Origin of the sequence: Advenella sp. S44 (genome assembly GCF_002810445.1) — a bacterium.
GTDB lineage: Bacteria > Pseudomonadota > Gammaproteobacteria > Burkholderiales > Burkholderiaceae_B > Advenella.
Genome location: NZ_NEXS01000005.1, coordinates 120,840 through 145,177, shown reverse-complemented (window position 1 = coordinate 145,177; position 24,338 = coordinate 120,840). Strand labels below are relative to the sequence as shown.

Genomic DNA, 24,338 nt, shown 5'->3' with positions numbered 1-24,338 from the left:
ATGGTGTCCGCCGAGCTTGCCAGCCAGAGCAGTGCTATTTCAAATGACATTGTGCGTCTGGACAATGTCCATAAGTGGTTTGGAGACAATCACGTACTCAAGGGAATAGACCTTAGCGTCAGGCCCGGCGAAATTATTGCCATTATTGGCCAGAGCGGTTCTGGCAAGAGCACGGCGCTGCGCTGCATGGACCATCTGGAGCAGATCGATAAGGGATCGGTAACCGTATGCGGACACACCTTCGGCGCCGATATCCCCAAATCCGATCTGAAGATGCTGCGTCAGGATGTCGGTATTGTCTTTCAAAGCTATAACCTGTTTCCGCATCTGACTGTAGAGCGCAATATCACACTTGCGCTGACGTCGGTCAAAAAAATGGGCAAGGGCCAGGCAAAGGAAATTGCCCAAACCGTACTGGCGCAGGTTGGCCTGTCTGAGAAAAGTCAGATGTATCCGGAACAGCTCTCGGGCGGGCAGCAGCAACGTGTTGCGATTGCCCGCTCACTGGCCATGGGCCCCAAACTCATGTTGTTCGATGAGGTGACCTCTGCGCTGGACCCACAGCTCACCGGCGAGGTATTGCGTGTGATTGAGAAATTGGCGCGCGAAGGAATGACGATGGTGCTGGTGACGCACGAAATGGCATTTGCCATGAAGGTTGCGCATCGCATTGTTTATATGTTCCAGGGAAAAATCCATGAACAGGGCGGGCCGGATATGCTCCGTCATCCTCAAACCCCTGAGTTAAAGCATTTTCTGGATAACGGTCTGTAATCCTGATTGCAGTAAAGATGCTGAACGGCCGCTTTCATTCGGTCTGCAGTAAAGGAGCTAAGCCGACTCTTTAATCCGGCGTGCGGTTAAGCAGCTGAACCGACTCTTTGATCCCGTCTGCGCTATAGGCTAAGCGGGCGCTTTATTAAAACTAAAACGTACTTTTTTGTTGATTCGTAATAAAACAATATTCCACTCAGGAGACAATAATGATTTATTCACTTAAGCCCGCAATAGCGGCAATGACCATTGGCACGGCGCTGCTGGGCACGGCGGCGCCCGCCGGTGCCAATACGCTGGAACAAATCATGCAGCAGAAAGTGTTGCGGGTCGCCATTGATCTGAGCGCTCCGCCGTACGGCATGAAGAACGACGCCATGAAGGAGGTGGGTTCAGACGTTGAAACGGCCAATCTGCTGGCAAAGGACTTGGGCGTCAAGTTGCAAATTGTCCCAACCACCCAGGCCAATCGGATTCCATTTCTGCTTACCAATAAGGCCGATATTGTGATTTCAAGTTTGTCGATTACGCCTGAGCGCGCCAAGGTAGTTGATTTTTCCGTACCTTATGCGGTGATCCAGTCGGTGATTGGGGCGCCCAAGGATGCTCCCATCAAGCAGATGGAAGATCTGGCAGGCAAGACTGTGGTCACGGCGCGGGGCACCACCAATGACCAGAACGTGACCAGGCTGGCGCCACCGGGAACCAATATTGTGCGTTTTGAAAACGATGCGACCGCCATTACCGCGATCACCAGCGGTCAGGCGAGTATTTTTTCGACTGCGCCTTCGATTATTGCCGCACTCAATAAAAAGGATCCGGCCAAGGCCCTGGATATCAAGGTTGTGATGTCCACGTCAAAAATGGGTATCGGCGTGGCGCGCAACAACCCTGAACTGAAGGAAAAAATCAATGAACTGGTACGCGAGAACTTGAAAAATGGCCAATTGAATACGATTTTCAAGAAATATCACGGCACTGATCTGCCGGACGATCTGTTAGCCGACGCAAAATAGCGGTTGCGGCAGGCACCTGACGTGCATGCCGCGCCGAGAGCTCAGACCGGCGTTGCCGGATGGGTCAGCGCGTCCCAATACCCGTCGGTCGCGTAATGTTGCTTGAGCATATCAATAAAGCTGCGGGTTCGCTGCGGCAGGTGCTTGCGGTTGGGTAGCACGGCATATATCCCGTTGGGCGAGGTTGCGTAATCGTCCAGCACCGTGACCAGTCGGCCGGCATTCAGATCGGCCTGCACCTCCCATAAGGACCGCCATGACAGGCCGAACCCGTGCAGCGCCCATTCGTGCAGCACACTGCCATCGGAACAGGCGAGCCTGCCGGTGGGTTTGAAAGCCTGCGTGTTGTTGCCTTTTTCCCTGAACAGCCATCCCTTGCTTTGGCTGCCTTGCGGTCCGAAAGACAGACACTCGTGCTTGACCAGGTCAGCCGGCACCTTTGGCGTGCCGAAGCGTTCAAGGTAGGCGGGAGAGGCGACCACGACGCGGCGGTTTTCGGCCAATTTCAGGGCTATCAGCTGCGAGTCCGGCAGATCGCCAATGCGGATGGCGCAGTCATACTGTTCTTCGAACATATCGATGATTCTGTCGGTCAGATCCAGCGTGACGCGGATGTCGGGATGACGACGGCAAAAATCCGGAATATGCGGGGCCACATGCTGCCTTCCGAAGCCGGCTGGCGCAGTCAAGCGCAATGGGCCGGCAATTTTGACTTTGCCCTGGGTAATCTGGCTCTCGGTTTCAGCCAGGTCCTTTAGTATGCGTTGGGCTTCTTCGACAAAGGCGTGGCCTTCCGGTGTGAGGGTGAGCTTGCGCGTGGAACGAATCAGCAATTTCACCCCAAGGCGCTCTTCCAGCGCATCGATGCGTCGGCCCATCATGGCAGGTGCAATGCCGTGCTGCTTGGCTGCAGCCGAGAGGGTGCCAAGCGTGGCAACGGCGACAAAACTTTCCAATTGGGTGAAACGATCCATGGCTTGCGCGTACAGTGTCAGATTGAGTGGTTAACCCGTTCATTGTACCGCCAATGCCAGGGCGCTGCGCAATCAATAGCGATACGGGGCGAGCATGCTGAACGACCAGTCGCGGCGGCCGGTTTGCGTCGCATCGGGCGCATAGCTCAGTTCGCTGAAGATGGCCTCGCCCGCGCGATCGACTGCAATAATGGTGGAGCAGCGGGTGCCATAGTCTTCGCTGATGATAAATGGGCTGCTCAACAGACGTTCGCGCTCCAGTGCGATGCCGGTAGACGGCAAGGCTTCGTCGGGCGCTGGCGTCGTATCTTTAAGCAGCGCAAATACCTGCTGCAGAGCATCGGGGCCACAGTCGGGCGTTAGCGCATCCAGTCCGTGGCGCAGGCGTTCGGCTTTGGGCCACGGGGTATCCAGCAGATGGTTGGACAATATATAGCTGCCAGGCGCCAGTTTTTGGGGTGGGGCATCGTGGCGGTTACCGGTATAGTAAACCTCGGACACATCGCCTACGATCAGGTTGAAGCCGTTATAAGCGCTGCCGTTTTTCCATGCGCGTTCGGCATAGTCGCCGGCAGTCATATCGCCGTCGACAAAATCGCTTACCAGCAGACCCCGGGTCGGTGCTTGCGAGATGACACCCGACGGGTCGCGAAAGTTGGTGAGCATGCCAAAGCGACCGTTACGGTTGATCGCCAGCCAGGTTCCGCCACCGCTTTGGTCAAGCCCGGAAAAAATATCATGATTGGCATCCCATGGCGCGGCTGCCCGCGTCGGCCTGGCATGAAATTCGTCACGGTTGGCCGCGATATACAGTGGCCAGTCGGGATCTTTAGCAATAGACAGATAGATGATGCACATGGCAAGTGTCCTTCATGACTGTTTTTAAGAGATGGTGTTGCAGCAGACCCATTGATCAGACAGCGGTATTGCCGTGTTGCCCGATAGCATACGCATTGATCAGGCGGCCGCATCGGCATCGTGCTTGATCAGGTTATTCAGGCGAAACAGGCGTTCTCGCTTCAGAACGGTCTGCAGCGGCTCACGCGGTCGGCCGATTTTGACGGCATCGTCCGGAACCCGGTCCAGCAATTGCATGAACCGGTCTGGGTCCCGTTCGTAGCATTTGATCAGGAACTGGTCGGGCTCGTACAGGGACAATCCGAGCAGACGCAGCTCGCTGCGGTTGAAGTCCCTCAGATTTCGGGTCAGAATACATACAGAACGACCCGGGTATAAGGTCAGCGCGGCACGGCCGGCGGCAATAACATGCCAGTCCTTGGGATCGCTTTTGGTCAGGCCGGTTTCAAAGGCGCTCACAATCCCCATATCGGCGCGGGGGAATGCGGTTTGCATGTCCTGCCATAGCAGGGAGATTTCGTCGTCGGACACGGTCCATACGCGGCTGGCATTGCGACGCCATTCCTGTCCGATATAGTCGGCCCATACCGGCTCGAACATGCCCGATTGCGCCAGGCGCAGCAACAAATTTTTAAGGACGGTTGACATCAGGACACAGGTGTCCAGAACAGCACACTGGGGCAGCAGGTCGTTGCCAGGGGTCATTATCGGAGCACGTACAGCGGTGTGGGTAACGCCTGAATTCATTGAACGTCAATCAAAGCAGTTGAAAAATTGATTGTACCGGCTGTGGTACTGTGTTCGGGCGACGTTCTTTATCTTTGGTCAAAAACGCTGTTGTATTACATCTTGAAATGTGGGTAGTTGCCATTATGTATTAAGCAACCTGGCCATATATGCATGGCCGTAATGAATGACATGGGAACAATCATGAGATTTGACAAATTAACCACGAAATTTCAACAGGCGCTTGCTGATGCCCAAAGTCTTGCGGGGCGCAACGATAATCAATACATCGAACCGGTCCATGTGGTATCGGCACTACTGAACGATACCGACAGCGGCGCCGGCAGTTTGCTGGCGCGCGCCGGCGTTGCCGTCAACCGTGTCGGCCCGGCGCTGGATAGCGCTATCAAGTCGCTGCCGCAGGTGCAGGGCGGTGATGGCAATGTGCAGATCAGCCGCGAGCTCAATGCACTGCTTACTGCGACCGACAAGGAAGCGGCCCGGCGCGGCGATGCTTTTATTGCAAGTGAATTGTTTTTGCTGGCCGTGGCCGACGACAAAGGCGAGGCAGGGCGAATCCTGCGCGACTCGGGCCTGCAGAAAAAGGCCCTGGAAGCGGCTATCGAGGCGGTCCGCGGCGGCGCTGCGGTCCAGGACCAGGAAGGCGAGAGCAACCGTCAGGCATTGCAAAAATATACGACGGACCTGACCGAAAGAGCTCGCGCGGGCAAGCTGGATCCCGTTATTGGCCGAGATGACGAAATTCGCCGTGCAATCCAGATCCTGCAGCGTCGCACCAAAAACAACCCGGTGCTGATCGGCGAGCCCGGTGTGGGTAAAACGGCGATCGTCGAAGGGCTGGCGCAGCGCATTATCAACGATGAAGTGCCCGAAACCCTGCGTGGCAAACGCGTGTTGTCGCTGGATCTGGCTGCATTGCTGGCCGGCGCCAAATATCGTGGTGAATTTGAGGAACGCCTCAAGGCGGTGCTCAAGGAGCTGGCCCAGGACGATGGCAGCAATATTGTCTTTATCGACGAGCTTCACACTATGGTCGGGGCCGGCAAGGCTGAAGGCGCCATGGACGCGGGCAATATGCTCAAACCTGCGCTCTCGCGTGGCGAGTTGCATTGCATAGGCGCAACCACATTAGACGAGTACCGCAAGTACATTGAGAAAGACGCGGCGCTGGAACGGCGTTTCCAGAAAGTGCTGGTAAACGAACCCGATGTTGAGTCCACAATTGCCATATTGCGCGGCTTGCAGGAGCGCTATGAACTGCATCATGGCGTTGATATCACCGACCCGGCTATTGTGGCGGCAGCAGAGCTGTCCAATCGTTATATCACCGACCGCTTCCTGCCCGACAAGGCCATTGACCTGATCGACGAAGCCGCTGCGCGTATCCGCATGGAAATCGACTCAAAGCCTGAAGTGATGGATCGTTTGGATCGTCGCATTATTCAGCTGAAGATCGAACGCGAGGCCGTGCGCAGAGAAACGGACGATGCCTCAGCCCGCAGGCTCAAGGTCATTGAAGATGAACTTGAGAAACTGCAACGCGAGTACAATGATTACGAAGAGATCTGGAAATCTGAGAAAGCGGCAGTGCAGGGCGCGCAATCGATCAAGGAAGAGATCGAGAAGGTCAGGGCGCAGATGGCAGAGTTTCAGCGCAAGGGTCAGTACGAGCAATTGGCTGAGCTGCAATACAGCCGTTTGCCGGAACTTGAAGGTCGCCTGAAGGCGGCCGAATCGGAAGAGTCTACCAAGGAGAAGCCTCGTTTGCTTCGGACCGAAGTGGGGGCCGAGGAAATTGCAGAAGTGGTATCGCGTGCCACAGGTATTCCCGTATCCAAAATGATGCAGGGCGAGCGGGAAAAACTGCTGGCTATGGAAGATTTCCTGCACAAGCGGGTGGTAGGACAGGACGAAGCGGTCACGCTGGTTGCTGATGCGATCCGGCGTTCACGCGCCGGATTGTCTGATCCCTCACGGCCTTATGGATCCTTTTTGTTCCTGGGCCCAACTGGGGTGGGTAAAACCGAGCTGACCAAAGCGCTGGCCGGCTTCTTGTTCGACTCAGAAGAGCATCTGGTTCGCATCGATATGAGCGAATTCATGGAAAAGCACTCCGTGGCCCGGCTGATTGGCGCGCCTCCCGGCTATGTGGGCTATGAGGAAGGCGGTTATCTGACTGAAGCGGTTCGTCGCAAGCCATACAGTGTCATTTTGCTGGATGAGGTGGAAAAGGCTCATCCTGATGTCTTCAATATTCTGCTGCAGGTTCTGGATGATGGCAGGTTGACTGACGGGCAGGGGCGAACGGTCGATTTTCGCAATACCGTGATTGTGATGACCTCGAACCTGGGCTCGCATCATATCCAGAGTATGGCCGGTGAGTCTTATGATGCGATCAAGGAAGTGGTATGGGAAGACGTCAAACAGGCATTCCGGCCTGAATTCCTGAACCGCATTGATGAGGTGGTCGTATTTCACTCGCTGGATAGTTCGCAGATATCCTCTATCGCGCGAATACAGCTGGATCGTCTGGCAACGCGCATGGCGGGTCAGGATATGCATTTGCATATTTCTGATGCGGCATTGGCCATGCTGGCCAAAAGCGGATTTGACCCGGTGTTCGGTGCTAGACCTTTGAAACGTGCAATTCAACAACATGTTGAAAATAGCATGGCCAGAAAAATTCTGGAGGGTCAGTTCGCGCCTGGCGATACGGTATTGGTCGACGTCAAAGACGATGCCTTTGTGTTCAGCCGCGAAAACATTGAGGTTACGGGCTGACGCAGTTGGTTCGTGATAAAAAAGCCCGGGGTGGTCCCGGGCTTTTTTTGTATAAATGAAGATTTAATGACAGTTGTATTGGTGCCAGTGCATAAAAATTCATTGACACAGATTCTTTTTACCGACATAGTGTCACACATAAGATATTCAAGTTAAAGGAAGCCGTACTTCGGTTAAACGAATTAGGCTTCTGGTTACAGCGGTACTGTTTGTATGTGTCGTCTCCTTGAAGTCTTGTCCCAAGAGATAGGATTTTATCTCAGTTTATTTATATATCAGGAAATCGACATGTCGACAGAATCAGGAATTGTAAAGTGGTTTAATAACGAGAAAGGCTTTGGTTTCATCAAGCCCGCCTCTGGTGGTAAAGATCTGTTTGTGCACCACACAGACATCATCGGCACCGGCTACAAATCACTGCAAGAAAACCAGGAAGTGACTTTCGTGGTTGCTGAAGGTCCTAAAGGCCCTCAGGCTAAAGAAGTTTCAGCCAAGTAATTTAGCTGCGCTTCACAAGAAATACCGCCCACGGGCGGTATTTTTTTGTCCGAAATTTGTGGAAAATCGGCAACATCCCAGGCAGTTTTGTTGTTTTCGAAGATTTGATCACAAAAAGATACAAAAAAAAGGGATATAAACTGGTTTGGCCGCGCCTTACAGTAGGCGACGTTATATTGTGGTTCGCGTTGGTTTCGCGCTGTTGGTGACACACAATATAGGGCAATCACACCACATAGTACTCTGCCGTTACCTTAACCTAATGAATTATTTGGCACAGAGCAAAATTTTTATTGAAAATGAGAATAGTTATTATTACAATAACAGGCTGACCTGCAGATGTATATTGCCTTTGTACTGGCACATGTATCTCGCTCGGTACGGTACCCGACCCGAGCGCTGTCTGCTGTAACTGCCTGCACAAGGCACGCATTTTGAGCATGTTTAACGTATCAAACTCTTCCACCGCAGTTCCTCTGGCTTTCCGGCTTACCGGTCTGGCAACTGCACTGGCGTTACTGTCAGGTGTTGCCTGGCTTGGAACACTGGATCTGACGCCGCCTATAGTGAGAGCGCAGGACGCACCAGTACAGGTAACGATTATTGATGAGCCGGTACGGCCACCGCAAAAAGGCGAAGAAGTGGCGCCTCCACCCGAGCCGCAGGCGCAGCCGGAACCCGAGCCAGAGCCGGAACCCATTCCTGAACCGGAGCCAGAACCCGAGCCGGAGCCCGAGCCTGTCCCTGAAGAAATTATCCCGCCACCAGAACCCGTTCCGGAGCCGGTGTATGAACTCAAGCCAGAACCCAAGCCTGTGCCCAAACCCGAGCCAAAACCGGAACCCAAGCCCAAACCTAAACCGAAGCCGAAACCGAAACCCAAGCCTGTGCCTAAGCCCAAGCCCAAGCCAGAACCGAAGCCCGCAGTGAAACCGGCACCAGACCTGTCCAATATCAAGATAGATCGTAATATCTCGCTCAAACCGGTCGGGTCTAAAAATGGTGCAAGCAACAAGCCATCGGGTGCTCAGCCTAACCAGGCGCCCAAGGTCGTGTCTTCGGTGAGCTATCTGGTAAAGCCCAAACCCACGTATCCACGTTCGGCAAAAATGCGCGGCGAATCCGGTACGGTTATTGTGCGGGTACATATCACAACGGGCGGTACTGTGAAAAGCGCCAGTCTGCGCCAGGCACTGCCCTATGATTCGCTGAACGATGCGGCCCTGAGTGCGGTGCGTCGTGCGCGTTTCAAACCCTATAGTGAAAATGGCGTTCCGCGTGAATCCATTGCCGATATACCTATTGTTTTTCAATAAAGGAATTTATTCATCATGACTACCCCCTGGCTGTCATCCACCTACATCGCCTTGGCGCAAGCCGTAACGGACGTTGAACCGCAACGGCCCGGCATCCTGGATTTTCTGATGCAAAGCGATATCGTGGGAAAATCACTGTTCGGCATCCTTGTCCTGATGGCATTGGTGACCTGGTATCTTATCGTCGTCAAGCTCTTAATGAATATTTCCGGCACACGCCGAGGCAACCGGTTTTTGCAACGTTTCTGGAGCTCGCAATCGCTGGATCAGGTTGATCAGGATCTGCATAAATTTGGCGCTCGCGATCCTTTTTCACGGCTTGCAGACCAGGCTCTGCATGCGCGTGATCACCATAGCCGTTATGGGGCCAGCAATCTGGCTGAGCTGGGCAGCAACTCGGAATTTATTGCACGCCGCATGAAAAAGGTGATTGACGAAGAAACCGCGCAGGCCGAGAACGGGCTGTCTATCCTGGGTTCCATTGGCTCCACGGCGCCGTTTGTCGGGTTGTTCGGAACCGTGTGGGGTGTTTACCATGCCCTGATCGGTATTGGCATGGCAGAAGCCGGGGTGACAATCAATAAAATTGCCGGCCCGGTCGGCGAGGCGCTGATCATGACGGGCCTTGGCCTGGCCGTTGCCATTCCGGCAGTGCTGGCCTATAACGCCTTTGTTCGCCGCAACCGTGTCATGCTCGCCCGCCTGGATGCATTTGCCCACGATTTGTACGCGTTTGTGACCACCGGGCAGCAATTTGAAAGCCATCATCACCCCAAAGTGCGCAATTTGCGTGGTGGTGGCGGCCGTTAGTCAAACAGGAGATAGCCATGGCTTTTGGAAGTTTTGATCAGAAAAACGGTTCGGCCAGCCCGATGACCGAAATCAATATGGTGCCGCTGATTGACGTGATGCTGGTATTGCTGGTGATTTTCATCATTACTGCACCGCTGATGGCGCATTCGATCAAAATCGATCTGCCCCAGGTCAGCAGCAAGCCAGTAGAGCAGGAACCGGTCATTATTGATCTGGCGATGGACAAGTCAGGCGCCATTTACTGGAATGATGAACCGGTAGAACAGAATGACCTGAGGGAAATGTTCGTCAACGAAGGTAAGCAAGACCCGCAGCCAGAACTGCGAATTCGCGCTGATGCCGATACGCGTTATGAGGAACTGGCGCAAGTGCTTTCCCTGGCAAAAGGGTCCGGATTGAAAAAACTGGGCTTTATCACTCAGCCGGGCAGCGAAAGCGCTGCTGGTGGTTCGGAAAAATCCGGGGATAGTGCCGCCGCCACGCCGCCAGCGGGGGCGCCGGCAGCAACGGGTGCGGAGGCAGCGGCAGCACCAGCCCAATAAGGAATGGCATTAAGCACTGGCGTCCGGCACGCGTGGTCATATAGATAGCGTGCCAGATGAAAAAAGGACTGAAACCCGTGAAGTATGGGATTCAGTCCTTTTTTGTACCCTTGCAGCGCGGGTGTTGGCGGTGGCGTTTGTACGGTTATAGAGTGGTTATAGAGCGACTATATAGGGGCGATAAAGCAGCTATAGAGAGGGTAGTGAGGCGGCAATAGGGCAGCAAATATCCACGCGTTATAGCCAACGCCTGATTTATAGCGTTTCTTCCTGCCGTCCGTAGAATTTCACCCCGATGGTGATTCGCTCGCGCCCCTGGGCGCGGCGATGACGGTTGGTGTCGCGCAATGAATAAACACACCCGCAATATTCCTGTTGATAGAATTCCTCGCGTTTGCTGATTTCGATCATGCGGGCCGAACCGCCGCCTTTACGCCAGTTGTAGGTCCAGTAAACCAGTTCAGGATAACGCGCAGCGGCGCGTTCGCCACAGCCATTGATCTGTTTCATGTCTTTCCAGCGCGAGATGCCAAGCGAACTGGTGATCGTATCGAAACCATGTTCATGGGCGTACAGCGCAGTGCGTTCAAAGCGCATATCGAAGCATGCGGTACAACGAATGCCCCTTTCGGGTTCATTTTCCATCCCTTTGACCCGGTCGAACCAATTATCTACGTCGTAATCGGCGTCGATAAATTCAATACCGTGTTGTTGCGCAAAGCGTATGTTTTCTTCCTTGCGGATTTCATACTCACGAACGGGATGAATGTTCGGATTATAAAAAAAGATGGAATAGTTGATGCCCGAGGCAAGCATGGCTTCCATGACTTCGCCCGAGCATGGGGCACAGCATGAATGCAGCAGCACTTTGCCGTGTCCTTCGGGCAGGGCAAGGGCGGGGCGTTCAATATCGGTAACAGTAACCATGGCGATAAGGGGGTGATAATGGTTTCTCAATCCATCATTTTAGGATATTCCCGGGCAGATTGACAGTTTACAGCAAGAAATCGCTTTATTTTCAAGTGTTTTCTCCGAAAACATCAGTCCAAAGCGTACATACTGCAGCTCGTTCTTCTGTGAGCAGCGAAGGATCGATCCTGGCCTTTTCGTCACCTTTGAGGCGCACGGCATGCTGCATGCGTCGCAGGACACGATAGCTGTCTGCCGTTTTACGGGCGTGGTCGGCGTCCAGAATGCCAACCTCACCGGCAATATTGAGCAGGGCAATGTTGCCCAGGTTTTCCAACAGTTGCTTATGCTGGTGCGCGTAGGCAAGGACGCAATACTGGGTAATAAATTCGATATCCACCATCCCACCGTGATCGTGCTTCACATCGAACAATTCGGTTTTATTCGGATGTCCGGCGCGAATTCTGGCACGCATTTCGATCACTTGCCGTCTGAGCTTGTCGGGATCGCGCTGCTGCAAAAGGATGTCGCGGCGGATACGTTCGAAGGTTTTGCCAATCTCGGGGTCGCCTGCCGAAAAGCGGGCTCGCGTCAGCGCCTGATGCTCCCAAACCCAGGCATGTTCGCGCTGGTATTTTTCAAAGGTATCAACCGAAACCGCCAGCAAGCCGGCATCTCCGTCGGGGCGCAACCGCAAATCCGTCTCGTACAGCCGGCCCGACGACGTCATGCTAGACAACCAGGTACTGAGACGACGCCCCAGCTTGGCATACACTTCCAGCGCATAGTCGCCCGGGTCATCAAACAGCAGGACCAGATCCAGGTCGGATGCATAACCCAGTTCTTTGCCCCCCAGCTTGCCGTAGGCGATCACCGCAAATTTTGGCATGTGATAGAGGGGATCGTCCGGCGGTATCTGTTTTGGTCGCACCAGCGGCCAGACCCGCTTAAGGCTTTCCTGCAGCAGTGCGTCGGCCAGCCCCGAGAGCTGGTCAGCCAGTTTTTCTACTGTGAGTACGCCCTCCAGGTCCTGCGCCAGCAACTGGAAGCTGACCTGGCGTTGCACATCACGCATGACATTCATTTGCTGTTCCACATCCGGGCTGCCGTCATGCAAAACGCAAGCGTCCAGTTCTTTATCCAGCTGCTCGGCGGTCAGAGCGATGTTGACCGGCTCCATCAGGCTCTTCCATTCAATCAGGCTATCGAGCAGAATCGGATTGGCGGTCAGATAGCTGGCTGCCCAGGGGCTGGCCGCCATGATGCGCGCCACACGGGCCAGCGTGTCAGGAAACTCGGCAAGCAGGGCAATGTAAGCGCTACGTTGCGCAATGGTTTCAATCAAATCGAATAGTCGCGCGCAAGCCGTGTTAGGTAAAGGCGTGCGCGAGGTGGCCTGGATAACGGCGGGCAGCAGTTTTTCCAGGCGAGCCCGGCTGCTGTTGGACAAACTGCGAATGCGCGAACTGCTTAGCAGAGCCTCAAGCCGATGCTCGACATCGTCCGAGTCATGTTCGGCAAAGTGCTGTTTAATAATGTCTTCGAGGTTTCTGTCGTCGCGGTGCTCCGTATCGCAGGTTTGTGGTTGCTGGCCGCAGCTTTGGTCATCGTTCAGACCGGCAATGCGAAAGGCATCGCGAAAAGTATCCGCCACAAACTGCCGATGGGCAGCCAGCCTGGCGGTGAAATCGGCTGCAGGAAAGCCCAGCACCGAGGCCAGTGCCGCCATGCGCGCCGGATCGTTGGGTAGCAGATGGGTCTGTTCGTCTTCACGGTATTGCAGAAAATGTTCTACGCGGCGTAAAAAGCGGTATGCCTCTTCGAGCTTACAGCCGGTATCCTCTGCAATCAGCCCCGCGCTGACTTCGGCGTGTAGCGCCTTAATCAGGCAAGGCTCCTGGATGGTGGGCATGCGCCCGCCCTTGATCAGTTGCGACAATTGCACGACAAACTCGATCTCGCGGATGCCGCCTTCCCCAAGCTTGATATTGTGAACGGTGTCGACGCCATTTTTGGACAGGGCCCGCCGCTGCCAGTCCTGCCGGATCCGCTCACGCAGCTGGCGTAGCGAGGCCAGCGTATCAAAGTCGAAATATTTGCGATAAATAAAGGGAAGCCGCAGACTTTCCAGCTGCTGCGCGTAGGGCGCCGGGGCGCTGCCTTCGAGCGCCTGTACCTGGATAATACGCGCCTTGAGCCACGCGTAGCGTTCCCATTCGCGCCCTTGGGCGATCAGGTAATTCTCCAGCGCGTCCAGGCTCCAGGCCAGGGGGCCTGCGTCGCCATCGGGGCGCAGGCGCAGATCGGTGCGAAATACCTGGCCGTTGGCATCCTGATCGGACAGGATCGGCATCATGCGCCGGGTCAGGCGGCCATAAAATTCGTGATGGCTGAGTGGCCGCCGCCCGGTAGTTTCGCCTTCTTCAGGGTACAGCATGATCAAGTCAATGTCAGACGAAACATTCAGTTCGTATCCGCCCAATTTGCCCATTCCCAGAATGATCATTTCCATGGGTTTGCCGGTGTCCGGATCCGTTGGGGCACCGTGGACCTGGATCATATCGGTCATGACGCTGCGGTACGCCTGGGCAATGGCGAAGTCTGCCAGGAAGGACATGGCATGTGTTACCTCTTCAAGCGTGGCCTCGCCGCTCGTATCCCGTAGAACCAGTGTGTCAAACACACGGCTGCGCAACTTGCGCAGGATGAGTCGACAGTGCTCGATTTCCCAGGCCTGCGTATCTGGAACCTCCGCGGCCGTGGCCAGCTCTTGCGCCCATTGCTCAATACGGGCAGAGGTAATGGGCTCTGCCGAGTCAGCCAGTATTTGCTGCTGGATTTCGGGCCGCGCATCAAGGCGGCGGCGCAGATAGCCGGACCAGGAGAGCGCGCTTTGCAGGGATTGGATACAATTCATGAGTTGCCGATGTGGTGACGGGATGCTGTATATAATGATACCCGAACCAGACTGCCCCATGAACAGACCCACGTCCCACGAGAATCACTGAGTGAATTTGCCGTATCGACTGCTGAAATCCGCCGGCATCATCCTTATCGCGCTTATTGTCCTGGCCATGGCGGCGGCACTGGCTGTCCGTTTCGTCTTTGCTCCCAATATCGATCACTTTCGCGAGCAGATTGAACAACGGCTGAGCGCTCGAACGGGCCAGCATGTGACGATAGGAAAATTGGCGATTGACTGGACGGGGATTGTGCCGCGATTACGATTGCGGGCGCTGCAAGTCGCCGACCAGTCCGCCGATCCGACCGATACCCCCATGTTGACCGTCGGCGAGGCCGTTGCCAGCCTTGATTGGGCGAGCGCATTGCAGCTGCAATTGGAGCCAGCCGCTGTAGAAATCCAGCAAATTCACTTGAATATGACGCGCGACCGGCAGAACCGGATCTGGTTGCTTGGCCGGCGCCTGGACAGTGATAATGCGCATTCGACCCCCGAGGCTGTTGATGCCGGTCACATTACGCTGGCGCCGCTATCGGACTTGCTGCAGTCCTTGCCGGAAATCACTGTGCTCAATGGCAGCTTTAGCTGGATTGACCAGACGCGGCCACAGGCGGGTCCGTTTACCCTTTCCGATTTCACCTTGCAGTTGACAAAAAACCGGACAAAGCGGGTGCTCAGTGCCAGCGCTCGTTTACCGGCGCACGTCGGTCATTCGATTCAGTTACTGAGCAGCCTGCAGCAGGACAGCAGTGCCGGCAAACAAGCCCAGGATGGCGGTGCGAGCAAACCAACTCAGGGCAGTAGTGCAGGCAGGCAAATGCAGGGCAGCGGCGCAGTTAAACAAGTACAGAACAGCGGTACAGGCAAGCAAACGCCGGTCTGGTCGGGCAATATGCGGGTGTCTGTGCTTAATACAGATGTGCTGGCCGCCCGGCCCTGGTTCGATATCCCGCCAAAAGTAAAATCAGGCCTTGTCTCGCATGCAGTGGTTGATCTGCAGATTGATCGCAATGTGCCTCAAAACATGATGGTGGCCTATGGACTGGAAAAGGTTCGCATTGAAGATCGCATCCGCAATCACGCGTTTATTATCGCGGCAGACAGCCTGACCTCCCGACTAAGCTCGTCATTCACAAGCGTGGTCAATGAGTTCAACCGCTGGCGTGTGTCAGAGCATGAGTCCGGGGCGACCGAAAACATCAGCTACCCGTCGGTGCAGTTCGAGTCCAGCGTCAGGGGCTTTTATTATAAAGACCCGGTGATATTCGAAAACCCGCTGTTGATTGACGAGGCAAGTGTTCGTGGTGATTTCAGTCGCAATTCTGTGCAGGAACCACGAGTCAATTTTACCCGGGCGATAGTAAAAAACCGCGATTTGCAGATGGAAGGGGCGGGCACCTGGCGTTCCGATGTCAACAGCGATAACGGTATTGTCGATTTGAGCGGATCGCTGCGGGCTGTGTCATTGCCACATCTGCACAATTATCTGCCTAATGTGATGGATCCCGATGCGCGTGAGTGGCTCAAGGACGCCTTTCAGAGTGGGGAATTGTCTTCGGCCGAATTTGAGCTCAAGGGCATTGTTGACGATTTCCCTTTCGGTCTGGCGCCGGACTCGGGCAGCTTTCGGCTGCGCGGGACTTACGCGGACTTGCTGCTCAATTATCACCAGAAGGATATCCGGGGCAAACGCTGGCCGGTAGTCAATTCCGATAGCGGCACCATTCATTTTCAGAATGATCAGATTATTATCGACTCCGTTCAGGCGTTCTATACCATGCCTGACGGGCAAAGGCTGGATCTGGATGCGTTCCATGGCGTTGTTTCCAGTCTTGAGAAAAATACCACTGTGGATTTGCAGGCAAAGGCAAAGGGACGCGCCGAGGATTTCCTGACCTTTACAAAAATCAGTCCGCTGGGCGATCTGATCAATAATGTGCTGGATGAGGCACAAGGCAGCGGCCAGTGGACTATTCCCATTGATCTGTTCATTCCGGTGCTAGATGCGGATAACTCGCGAATATCCGGTTCGATTCATCTGCAAGATGGTCGTTTCCGGCTCACTCCGGATTTCCCATGGGCCGAGCATCTGGAAGGAGAAATGCCGTTTACTGAAACGCAATTGCAGGCCAAAGCCGTTAAGGGTGTCATGCTGGGCGGTAAAGTGGTGTTCGACGGGCCCATCGGCACCGTCGGTAAGCCGCTATCCATTAATGGCACCCTGACAGCTGCCGGCTTGCATCAATTGATACCCGTGCAAGGCATGCAGCGTATTAGCGGCAGCACCAATTACACCAGTCAGGTCCACTTTTCGCCGGGGGGCCGGGTAAAGGTTCAATTCAAATCCGATCTGTCGGGCCTGGCGACTCGATTTCCTGATGGGCTGTCCAAGCCAGCCTCGGCGCGTTGGCCGACCACGATTATCTGGCGGGCAAACGACGGCGCCAAGGATAACGGCAAGCGCTACCTGGATATCCGCATTGACGGCACCCGCACGCAAGCGATTCTAGAGCACGATGTTAATAGCAGCAAGGGACCGTATTTCAGTCGTGGCACAATCGGTGTCAACAGGGCCGCAGAGCTGGGCCAGCCGGGCCTGACGGTCCTGGCGCAAAACCCGACGCTGGATGCGCAGGCGTGGGATGATATTGTGGACGAATTTGCCGACAGCGGCAGTACTGATCGTGAACGGCAGATTTTGCCGGATGTGTCATACGTTGCCATACAAACGCCGGCATTTCTGGTCAAAGGCCAAACGCTGACGGACGCTACGCTGGCGGCGACCAAGACGGGTGGCCTATGGAACCTGCAATTGAATGCCGATCAGGTACAGGGTAGTGGGACCTGGGCCCCGGGTGTGCGCGCAAGGGCGCCGGGTAACCTGATCGTCAGGCTCGATACCTTGAATATCATTGAATCGGTCAATGATCGTGCCGACAAGCCTACGCCATTGCAAACCGATAGCGACGCTGCGAAGGCACGTGCGGGCACAACGCAACCGTTACCGCGTCTTGATTTTTCAGTAAAGCGCCTGACGGTCTATGGCAAGGAAATGGGACAGATGATACTCAAAGGCTACCCGTTACCGGATTCTAATGACTGGCAGGTTGACTACTTCAGCCTGGTCAACGAGGGAGGATCTCTCGCGGCACAAGGCGCGATCCGTCAGCAGGGCACGGCAAAGGATCTGCAACTGAAAGGCAAAATTGTGGTGTCAGACCTGGGCCGGTTTCTTGAAACCTATCAATGGGGTGGCGTCATAAAAAACGGCAACGGGCAAATGGATGCCGAAATTGATTGGAGAAACGTGCAGGATCTGGATCTGGCCATGCTCAATGGGTCGCTCAGCGGCAGCCTGCAGCAGGGGCGTCTGGAAAGCGTGCAGTCGTCTGCTGTCAAGGCGTTGGAGCTATTGTCTTTGCAATCGTTCCGACGGCTGCCGAAATTTGGCGAGACGCTGGGCAATTCGGTACAGTCGGGGCTGACCTTTGACACGATGCGCAGCCGCCTGCGTTTGGATGCCGGTCGTCTGTTTGTTGAGGATTTCCGGTTAAATGGGCCCTCATCGGCCATCGTGGCTTCGGGGGCGACAAATCTGAAAACCGAGAGCCTGGACTTTCAGGCTGTGGTCGTGCCCAAACTGGATGTGAGCGGCGCTTCTGTGCTGGCCGGAACGATCGTCAATCCAGCGGTCGGGGTGGGCGCTTTTCTGACGCAATGGCTGCTGCAGGCGCCATTGCAGCGTGCGCTGACGGTAAAATATCATGTCACCGGAAATTGGGATAAGCCGTTGTTTAACGACATGGCGCTGCCCAGCGACGCTGAATTGAAAAGTCGCGAAGCCGAAAAGAAAGTGGATGAACTGTACCGGTCCCAGTAGGCGCTGAACCAAATTAGGCGCTGGACCAAGTCAGGTGGCGAACTAACATAGTCGAGGAAAAAATGGCCTTGAGCGTATTTGATATTTTCAAGGTGGGTATCGGGCCTTCGAGTTCTCACACCGTCGGTCCGATGATTGCCGCGTTGCGTTTTGTAAACCGCCTGGACCAGGCCGGGTTGCTTGAACGCGCGCAACGTTTTCATATAGAGATGTTCGGTTCGCTGGGTGCGACCGGCAAGGGTCATAAAAGCGACATGGCAGTTGTCATCGGTCTGCATGGCTATCAGCCCGACACGCTGGATCCGGACATTATGCCGACACTGATCGAGCGGGTGCGCTCTAGCGGCAAGGTCCGGCTGCTTGATCGCCATGAGCTTGCCTTTGATGAGAGCCTCCATATCAAATTCAACCGGCGCGACACCTTGTCGCAGCATTCGAATGGCATGCGCTTCAAGGCGTTTGACGCTACCGATCAATTGCTTATGAAGAAGGAATATTATTCCATTGGTGGCGGCTTCGTGATGAATTGTGAGCGCGTTCGTGTGAATCTGACCCCGGAAATTGCCATCCCGTATCCATTCAATTCGGGTCAGCAATTGCTCGATCTGTGCCAGCGGCACCAGTTAACGATCGCGCAGTTGATGATGCAAAATGAGCGGCATTATAGGCCAGAAGAGCAAGTCAGGCAGAAAATACTGGAATTGTGGGCGGTGATGCAGGCTTGTGTGAAGCGCGGATGTTCGGCCAGCGGCACCCTGCCGGGATTTCTTCACGTCAAGCGCCGCGCCCGTCAACTGTATGAACAGCTGTGCAGCCGTCCTCATGAATCGCTGAAAGATCCGCTTTCTATGCTCGATTGGGTGAACCTGTATGCGCTGGCAGTGAACGAAGAGAATGCAGCCAGCGGCAAGGTAGTGACCGCGCCCACTAACGGGGCGGCAGGGGTGATTCCCGCGGTCCTGCATTATTATGTGAATTTCGTACCCGACGCCAATGAACAGGGCGTGATCGATTTTTTGCTCACGGCTGCAGCTATTGGCATTCTTTACAAGGAAAACGCCTCTATCTCCGGTGCCGAGGTGGGCTGCCAGGGAGAGGTCGGCGTTGCCTGCTCCATGGCAGCAGGCGCACTGGCAGCCGTACTGGGAGGAACGGTTCCTCAAGTGGAGAACGCCGCCGAAATCGGCATGGAGCACAACCTGGGCATGACTTGTGATCCTGTCGGAGGCATGGTGCAGATTCCTTGTATCGAGCGCAATGCGATGGGCGCAGTCAAAGCCATCAACGCCGCTCGCATGGCCTTGCGGGGTGATGGGACGCATTACGTGTCGCTGGATAAAGTGATTCGAACCATGATGCAGACGGGGGCAGATATGCAATCGAAATACAAGGAAACATCGCGTGGCGGGCTGGCTGTCAATATTATTGAATGCTAATGATGAAAGATTAAAGGCGGATGGCCCGCGTGACACCATGTTTATCGGTTGCCGCCGGATGCCGTGATGCCGCGATAGCAGGCTGACGACCGTACGTGGCGGCAATCATCGTTACACCGCAGTCCGGTTTTCAAACCGCATATCTCAAACGGCCAGTACTGGCGCGTGCGCTCGGTCATCTCAGGTGAACATGCCGGCTGGTTCGAGGCATTGAATGATGGCATCTGTCGTTGCCAGTATTCATATTGCACATCACAACTGAACGATACTGGCGCGTGCGCTCTGTGTCTTCAAGTGAGCATGCCGGCTTTTTCAATGAATTGAATGATGGCGTCGACGCCGTCACCGGTTTTCATATTACACATCACAAATGGCCGATTCTGGCGCATGCGCTCGGTATCCTGACGCATGATTTCCAGAGACGCGCCAACATAAGGGGCCAGATCAGTTTTGTTGATGATCAGCAGATCGGATTTGGTGATGCCAGGGCCGCCTTTGCGGGGAATTTTTTCGCCGCCCGCCACGTCGATGACGTAAATAGTCAGATCTGACAACTCCGGGCTGAAGGTTGCCGCCAGGTTGTCGCCACCAGATTCGATAAAAATAATATCAGCCTGCGGAAAACGCTGTAGCATCTGATCGATCGCGCGCAGATTAATGGATGCGTCTTCCCGGATCGCGGTATGCGGACAGCCGCCGGTTTCGACGCCCATGATACGTTTGGGGTCAAGTGCACCGGAAAGCGTCAGCAGACGCTGATCTTCTTTCGTATAGATGTCGTTTGTGATAGCAACAAGATCATATCTGGTTCCCATTTTTTTGCACAGAACTTCAAGCAGAGACGTTTTTCCAGAACCGACGGGGCCGCCGATACCGACGCGTAGCGCAGGCAATGTCTTGGTCCGCAATGTATGGGGCGCCTTTATCCCTTGAGTTCCCTCAGTTGCAGGACTTGCACGAGTTCCAGAAGTGCCAGAAGTGCCAGGAGTTGCCTTGGGCGCCTGAGTTCCTTGAGTTCCCACAGTTCCGTTAATGACGTTGGTCATGGTAAATGCCTTTTGCTCAATAAATAATGTATAGAAATGCCGTTGATCTTTAGCCGGGGAGCCAGTGTCTGACCAGTCTGCTTGCAGAACTGGAAAATCAAGATGGGCCCCTTAAGAACGAAACAGCCGGGAAAACTGGCTTTCGTGTCGGGCAGCAACAATGGAATATTGCGGCGCCAGCGTCATGATTATTGGGGGCGAGCACGACGCTGCTTTCTGGGCGGCCAGTACTGCATGATCTAACTGAGGCACTAATGCTGAAAGCACCCGTTGCCCGGCAGTTTGCCCCAGAGGCACCGTTTTGATGGCAGCCATAATCTGATTTTCGAGCCAGGTATAGAGAAACGCCGTGATTCCTGCGTCTGACGGCAGGGCGAGCGCCTGAACGCAAAATGCATGTGCCGCCGGGAAGCAGGGCGGACAAAGCGCACCTAGATGGCTGCGCAGCGCATCGGCTCCCCATCTGAGTTCCTGTGCCAGGTTGATCAGTGAAACAGCCATCTGGGTAGTCTCGGCCCTTGCCTCTGCCGTTTCCCGACTTGCGTAATACCATCGGTTCCATCGGCACACCGTGTCGGTATCCTGATCGCACCACGCCCGGTAAACCAGCAGCCATATCGTTGCATCGCATGGAGCCATGACAGCGTGCAGGGTGTTCTCGATCCAGCGACGCGCAGTGTCTTCGTCAAACACAATACCCAGTTCGACGGCAGATTCGAATCCCTGGGAATAGCTGAACCCGCCCACCGGCAGGGCCGGCGAGGACAGGTGCATTAGTTGCGCATAGCGTTGGACAGTGATGGCATCCAGCGCATTCATGGAGATGTGCATGGTGTCAGATTACTCGTCCGGACAATGACAACTGTGATGATCCCGGCCATGATCATGACTATGATTGCGATGGTTATGTTCAGCAGGCTGTTTTGCTGCATTGGCAGTAGCGTTATGCTGGTGTTGGTCATCGGAAACGTTATTCTGAAGACGTTCGTGGTCGTGGTCGTGGTCGTGGTCGTGCTTGTGGTTGTGGCCATATGAACGCACGCGATTGTGTTCGTTGCCGTAGTTGTGTTGGTGGTCGTGTTTGTGGTTGTCGCTGTGTGAATGTGCGTGAGTGTGTTCGTGTAAGCGCGTGTGATCGTGATTGTACGAAGGCGTGTGTTCACGATCGTGGGCGTGTTCTTGCGGATGCGTATGTTTTTGGTCGCGCCCGGAATGTGCGTATTCGTGGGCTTTATAGGCAGCCTGCGCCAGCGCGTAATCTTCGTCGAACGTTTCATCATGACCGTGCTTATGGCCGCCGCCATAGGCCCCGTGTTCGGGGTTGAAAGCCTGACTGACGCTCGAGGTATGAACCCCAAGCCGGTCCAACATTTCCACCAGGACGGGATCGTATTGCAGATGGAGGAAACCATCGCCGACTTCGACCGTAACATGGCGGTTTCCCAGGTGATAGGCCGCCCGCGCCAGGTTTTTCGAAGTATCAGCGGTGACGCGCACCAGCGACTCGTGTTGTGCCTGTACGACAATCAGGCCGCCGTCATCGGCCACCAGGACATCTCCAGGGACCAGAACCTGGCCTCTGTCGATAACCACGTTAATGGTTTCCTCATTGTTTAGGGTCACTTTCTGACGGCTGCGGCGGCGCTGCTCAAAGGTCATCTGCGCGATGGGGGCATGTTGCAACAACGCGGCAGACAGGCCGCTGTTGCGTAGATATTTGCGCACGAAACGTGTCATGTCTAAGCGTTCCTGAAGTGTCAACATCAAAACAGAAAATATCGCTGGGCCATAGGCAGGATCTGGGCTGGTTCGCAGCGCAGCAGTTGCCCGTCTGCAAAGACCTGATAGGTTTGCGGATCGACACGGATATCTGGCAACCAGTCGTTCAGAACCATGTCGCGCTTGCCAATATTGCGGCAGCCGTTGACGGCGCAAAGCGTTTTGGTCAACTTTAAATCGTGCACAGCAAGGTTGTTCAATCCTGCCTGCGAGACAAAGGCCAGCGACGTTTTTAGTGCGCGACCGTAGGAGCCGTACATGTTCCGGTAATGGACAGGCTGAGGGGTGGGGATAGACCCATTCGGATCGCCCATGACTGCCTGTGCGATCATTCCCCCTTTGAGGATCAGGCTGGGCTTGACGCCAAAAAATGCAGGCCGCCATAGAACCAGGTCAGCAAACTTGCCGGGCTGTACGGATCCGACCTTGTGAGCAATACCATGCGCGATGGCGGGGTTGATCGTGTATTTGGCAATAAATCGCTTGACCCGGTTATTGTCGGAAGTGGCAGAGTCGCCAGCCAGACTGCCGCGCTGCCGCTTCATTTTGTCTGCCGTTTGCCAGGTTCGAAGAATGACTTCGCCAACACGGCCCATTGCCTGGGAATCGGAACTCATAATTGAAAATGCGCCAAGGTCATGCAAAATGTCTTCGGCGGCAATGGTTTCCCGCCGGATGCGGCTCTCGGCGAAGGCAAGGTCCTCGGCGATGGCCGGATCCAGGTGGTGGCAGACCATCAACATATCCAGATGCTCATCAATCGTATTGTGCGTAAACGGCATGGTCGGATTAGTCGAAGCGGGCAGGACATTGGGCATGCCTGCGGCGCGAATGATATCGGGCGCATGACCGCCACCTGCGCCTTCGGTATGGAAGGTATGGATGGTGCGCCCCTTGAACGCGGCTACAGTGGCCTCGACAAAGCCCGATTCATTCAGAGTGTCACTGTGGATGGCGACCTGAGTATCGGTTTGCTCGGCCACGTTCAGGCAGGTGTCAATGGCTTGCGGTGTCGTGCCCCAATCTTCATGCAGTTTCAGGCCTATTGCTCCGGCCTGTATCTGTTCCAGCAGGGGGGCGGGAACACTGGCGCTGCCTTTTCCCAATAGGCCGATGTTCATGGGGAAGGCGTCGGTTGCGCCAAGCATGGCGTGGATATGCCATGGGCCGGGCGTGCAAGTGGTAGCGAAGGAGCCCGTTGCCGGGCCCGTGCCCCCGCCAATCATCGTGGTCACGCCAGACGACAGCGCTTCGTCAATTTGCTGCGGGCAAATGAAATGAATGTGCGTATCGATGCCGCCTGCGGTAACAATAAAACCTTCTCCGGCAATAATCTCGGTGCCTGGCCCGATCACGATGGTGACACCGGGCTGGATGTCCGGATTGCCCGCTTTGCCGATGGTAGCGATATGGCCGTTTTTGATAGCGATATCGGCTTTGACTATTCCGGTCATTGCGTCGACGATCAGTGCATTGGTAATGACCGTGTCTGCACAGTCTGCCGAGCAGCGCTGGCTTTGGCCCATTCCGTCTCGAATGACCTTGCCGCCGCCAAATTTGACCTCTTCGCCAAATACGGTGAAATCTTTTTCGACTTCAATGAACAATTCAGTGTCGGCCAGGCGAACCCGGTCGGCGCGACCACTTGCAATGGTCGGCCCAAAGATTTCGGCATAAGCTTGTCTTGATATGCTTGTCATTCCAGTGCTCCCATGACACTTCCAGTAAACCCGAATACTCGCCGGTCGCCCGCCAGCGCCACCAGCTCTACTGTCCGAATTTGCCCGGGCTCAAAGCGTATTGCCGTTCCAGCGACAATATTGAGTCGATAACCACGCGCCAGTTGCCGGTCAAACAGCAATGCGCCGTTGGTTTCCGCAAAATGATAATGGGATCCGACCTGGACGGGACGATCGCCAGTATTGGTCACCTCTATAACCAAGGTATTTCGCCCGGTATTGATGTCGATTGCCCCTTTGGCGGCAATGATTTCACCTGGGATCATGC

19 protein-coding genes are annotated in these 24,338 nt (G+C 55.0%); 9 read left to right on the top strand and 10 right to left on the bottom strand.

The window, feature by feature from the left end:
* Nucleotides 1-774, top strand: a complete 774-nt coding sequence (locus CAP48_RS12265) for an amino acid ABC transporter ATP-binding protein (protein WP_100697196.1) — start codon at nucleotides 1-3, stop codon at nucleotides 772-774.
* Between the two features lie 209 nt (nucleotides 775-983).
* Nucleotides 984-1,790 (top strand): transporter substrate-binding domain-containing protein, encoded by an 807-nt coding sequence (locus CAP48_RS12260; protein WP_100697102.1) that lies wholly within the window; start codon nucleotides 984-986, stop codon nucleotides 1,788-1,790.
* Between the two features lie 41 nt (nucleotides 1,791-1,831).
* Here CAP48_RS12260 and CAP48_RS12255 read toward each other — a convergent pair whose 3' ends face one another.
* The 3 genes from CAP48_RS12255 to CAP48_RS12245 all read right to left on the bottom strand — a co-directional run bounded on the left by CAP48_RS12255 (nucleotide 1,832) and on the right by CAP48_RS12245 (nucleotide 4,327).
* Entirely contained in the window at nucleotides 1,832-2,764 is a 933-nt protein-coding gene (locus tag CAP48_RS12255) for a LysR family transcriptional regulator (RefSeq protein WP_100697100.1), read from the bottom strand.
* Between the two features lie 72 nt (nucleotides 2,765-2,836).
* Entirely contained in the window at nucleotides 2,837-3,622 is a 786-nt protein-coding gene (locus CAP48_RS12250; RefSeq protein ID WP_100697098.1) for an NRDE family protein, read from the bottom strand.
* A 99-nt stretch (nucleotides 3,623-3,721) separates the two neighbouring features.
* Entirely contained in the window at nucleotides 3,722-4,327 is a 606-nt protein-coding gene (locus CAP48_RS12245; RefSeq protein ID WP_100697096.1) for a PIN domain-containing protein, read from the bottom strand.
* A gap of 225 nt (nucleotides 4,328-4,552) precedes the next feature.
* Here CAP48_RS12245 and clpB point away from each other — a divergent pair, with 225 nt between their 5' ends.
* From clpB to CAP48_RS12220, 5 genes are all read left to right on the top strand, one after another.
* Nucleotides 4,553-7,150 carry an ATP-dependent chaperone ClpB gene (gene clpB / locus CAP48_RS12240; protein ID WP_100697194.1) on the top strand — a complete coding sequence of 866 codons (2,598 nt, stop codon included), beginning with the start codon at nucleotides 4,553-4,555 and terminating at the stop codon, nucleotides 7,148-7,150.
* Between the two features lie 288 nt (nucleotides 7,151-7,438).
* Nucleotides 7,439-7,648 (top strand): cold-shock protein, encoded by a 210-nt coding sequence (locus CAP48_RS12235; protein ID WP_014750808.1) that lies wholly within the window; start codon nucleotides 7,439-7,441, stop codon nucleotides 7,646-7,648.
* 440 nt (nucleotides 7,649-8,088) lie between these two features.
* Nucleotides 8,089-8,964, top strand: a complete 876-nt coding sequence (locus tag CAP48_RS12230) for an energy transducer TonB (protein WP_100697094.1) — start codon at nucleotides 8,089-8,091, stop codon at nucleotides 8,962-8,964.
* Nucleotides 8,965-8,979: 15 nt separating this feature from the next.
* Complete coding sequence (locus tag CAP48_RS12225) at nucleotides 8,980-9,774, top strand: MotA/TolQ/ExbB proton channel family protein (protein ID WP_100697092.1); 795 nt, start codon at nucleotides 8,980-8,982, stop codon at nucleotides 9,772-9,774.
* A 17-nt stretch (nucleotides 9,775-9,791) separates the two neighbouring features.
* On the top strand, nucleotides 9,792-10,319 hold the full coding sequence (locus CAP48_RS12220) for a biopolymer transporter ExbD (protein ID WP_100697090.1): 528 nt from the start codon (nucleotides 9,792-9,794) through the stop codon (nucleotides 10,317-10,319).
* Between the two features lie 255 nt (nucleotides 10,320-10,574).
* Here the strand turns inward: CAP48_RS12220 and CAP48_RS12215 are convergent, their stop codons facing one another.
* Nucleotides 10,575-11,246 carry an epoxyqueuosine reductase QueH gene (locus CAP48_RS12215; RefSeq protein ID WP_100697088.1) on the bottom strand — a complete coding sequence of 224 codons (672 nt, stop codon included), beginning with the start codon at nucleotides 11,244-11,246 and terminating at the stop codon, nucleotides 10,575-10,577.
* Between the two features lie 91 nt (nucleotides 11,247-11,337).
* Nucleotides 11,338-14,145 carry a bifunctional [glutamate--ammonia ligase]-adenylyl-L-tyrosine phosphorylase/[glutamate--ammonia-ligase] adenylyltransferase gene (gene glnE, locus CAP48_RS12210; RefSeq protein ID WP_100697086.1) on the bottom strand — a complete coding sequence of 936 codons (2,808 nt, stop codon included), beginning with the start codon at nucleotides 14,143-14,145 and terminating at the stop codon, nucleotides 11,338-11,340.
* Nucleotides 14,146-14,236: 91 nt separating this feature from the next.
* Here glnE and CAP48_RS12205 point away from each other — a divergent pair, with 91 nt between their 5' ends.
* Together CAP48_RS12205 and CAP48_RS12200 are read left to right on the top strand one after the other, a co-directional pair.
* The gene (locus CAP48_RS12205; RefSeq protein WP_100697084.1) at nucleotides 14,237-18,070 is read left to right on the top strand and encodes a YhdP family protein; all 3,834 of its coding nucleotides are present in this window, start codon (nucleotides 14,237-14,239) and stop codon (nucleotides 18,068-18,070) included.
* A gap of 62 nt (nucleotides 18,071-18,132) precedes the next feature.
* The gene (locus CAP48_RS12200) at nucleotides 18,133-19,506 is read left to right on the top strand and encodes an L-serine ammonia-lyase (protein WP_100697082.1); all 1,374 of its coding nucleotides are present in this window, start codon (nucleotides 18,133-18,135) and stop codon (nucleotides 19,504-19,506) included.
* Between the two features lie 290 nt (nucleotides 19,507-19,796).
* Here CAP48_RS12200 and ureG read toward each other — a convergent pair whose 3' ends face one another.
* The 5 genes from ureG to CAP48_RS12175 form a co-directional block, all read right to left on the bottom strand.
* Nucleotides 19,797-20,414 carry an urease accessory protein UreG gene (ureG, locus tag CAP48_RS12195; protein WP_100697080.1) on the bottom strand — a complete coding sequence of 206 codons (618 nt, stop codon included), beginning with the start codon at nucleotides 20,412-20,414 and terminating at the stop codon, nucleotides 19,797-19,799.
* A gap of 249 nt (nucleotides 20,415-20,663) precedes the next feature.
* A complete protein-coding gene (locus CAP48_RS12190; protein WP_242444474.1) occupies nucleotides 20,664-21,383 on the bottom strand; it encodes an urease accessory protein UreF in 720 nt (239 codons plus the stop codon).
* A gap of 9 nt (nucleotides 21,384-21,392) precedes the next feature.
* Nucleotides 21,393-22,289 carry an urease accessory protein UreE gene (gene ureE, locus CAP48_RS12185; RefSeq protein ID WP_100697078.1) on the bottom strand — a complete coding sequence of 299 codons (897 nt, stop codon included), beginning with the start codon at nucleotides 22,287-22,289 and terminating at the stop codon, nucleotides 21,393-21,395.
* 26 nt (nucleotides 22,290-22,315) lie between these two features.
* Entirely contained in the window at nucleotides 22,316-24,031 is a 1,716-nt protein-coding gene (gene ureC / locus CAP48_RS12180; RefSeq protein ID WP_100697076.1) for an urease subunit alpha, read from the bottom strand.
* On the bottom strand, nucleotides 24,028-24,336 hold the full coding sequence (locus tag CAP48_RS12175) for an urease subunit beta (RefSeq protein WP_100697074.1): 309 nt from the start codon (nucleotides 24,334-24,336) through the stop codon (nucleotides 24,028-24,030). Before CAP48_RS12175 ends, ureC begins: the two co-directional genes overlap by 4 nt.
* Between the last annotated feature and the right edge of the window lie 2 nt (nucleotides 24,337-24,338).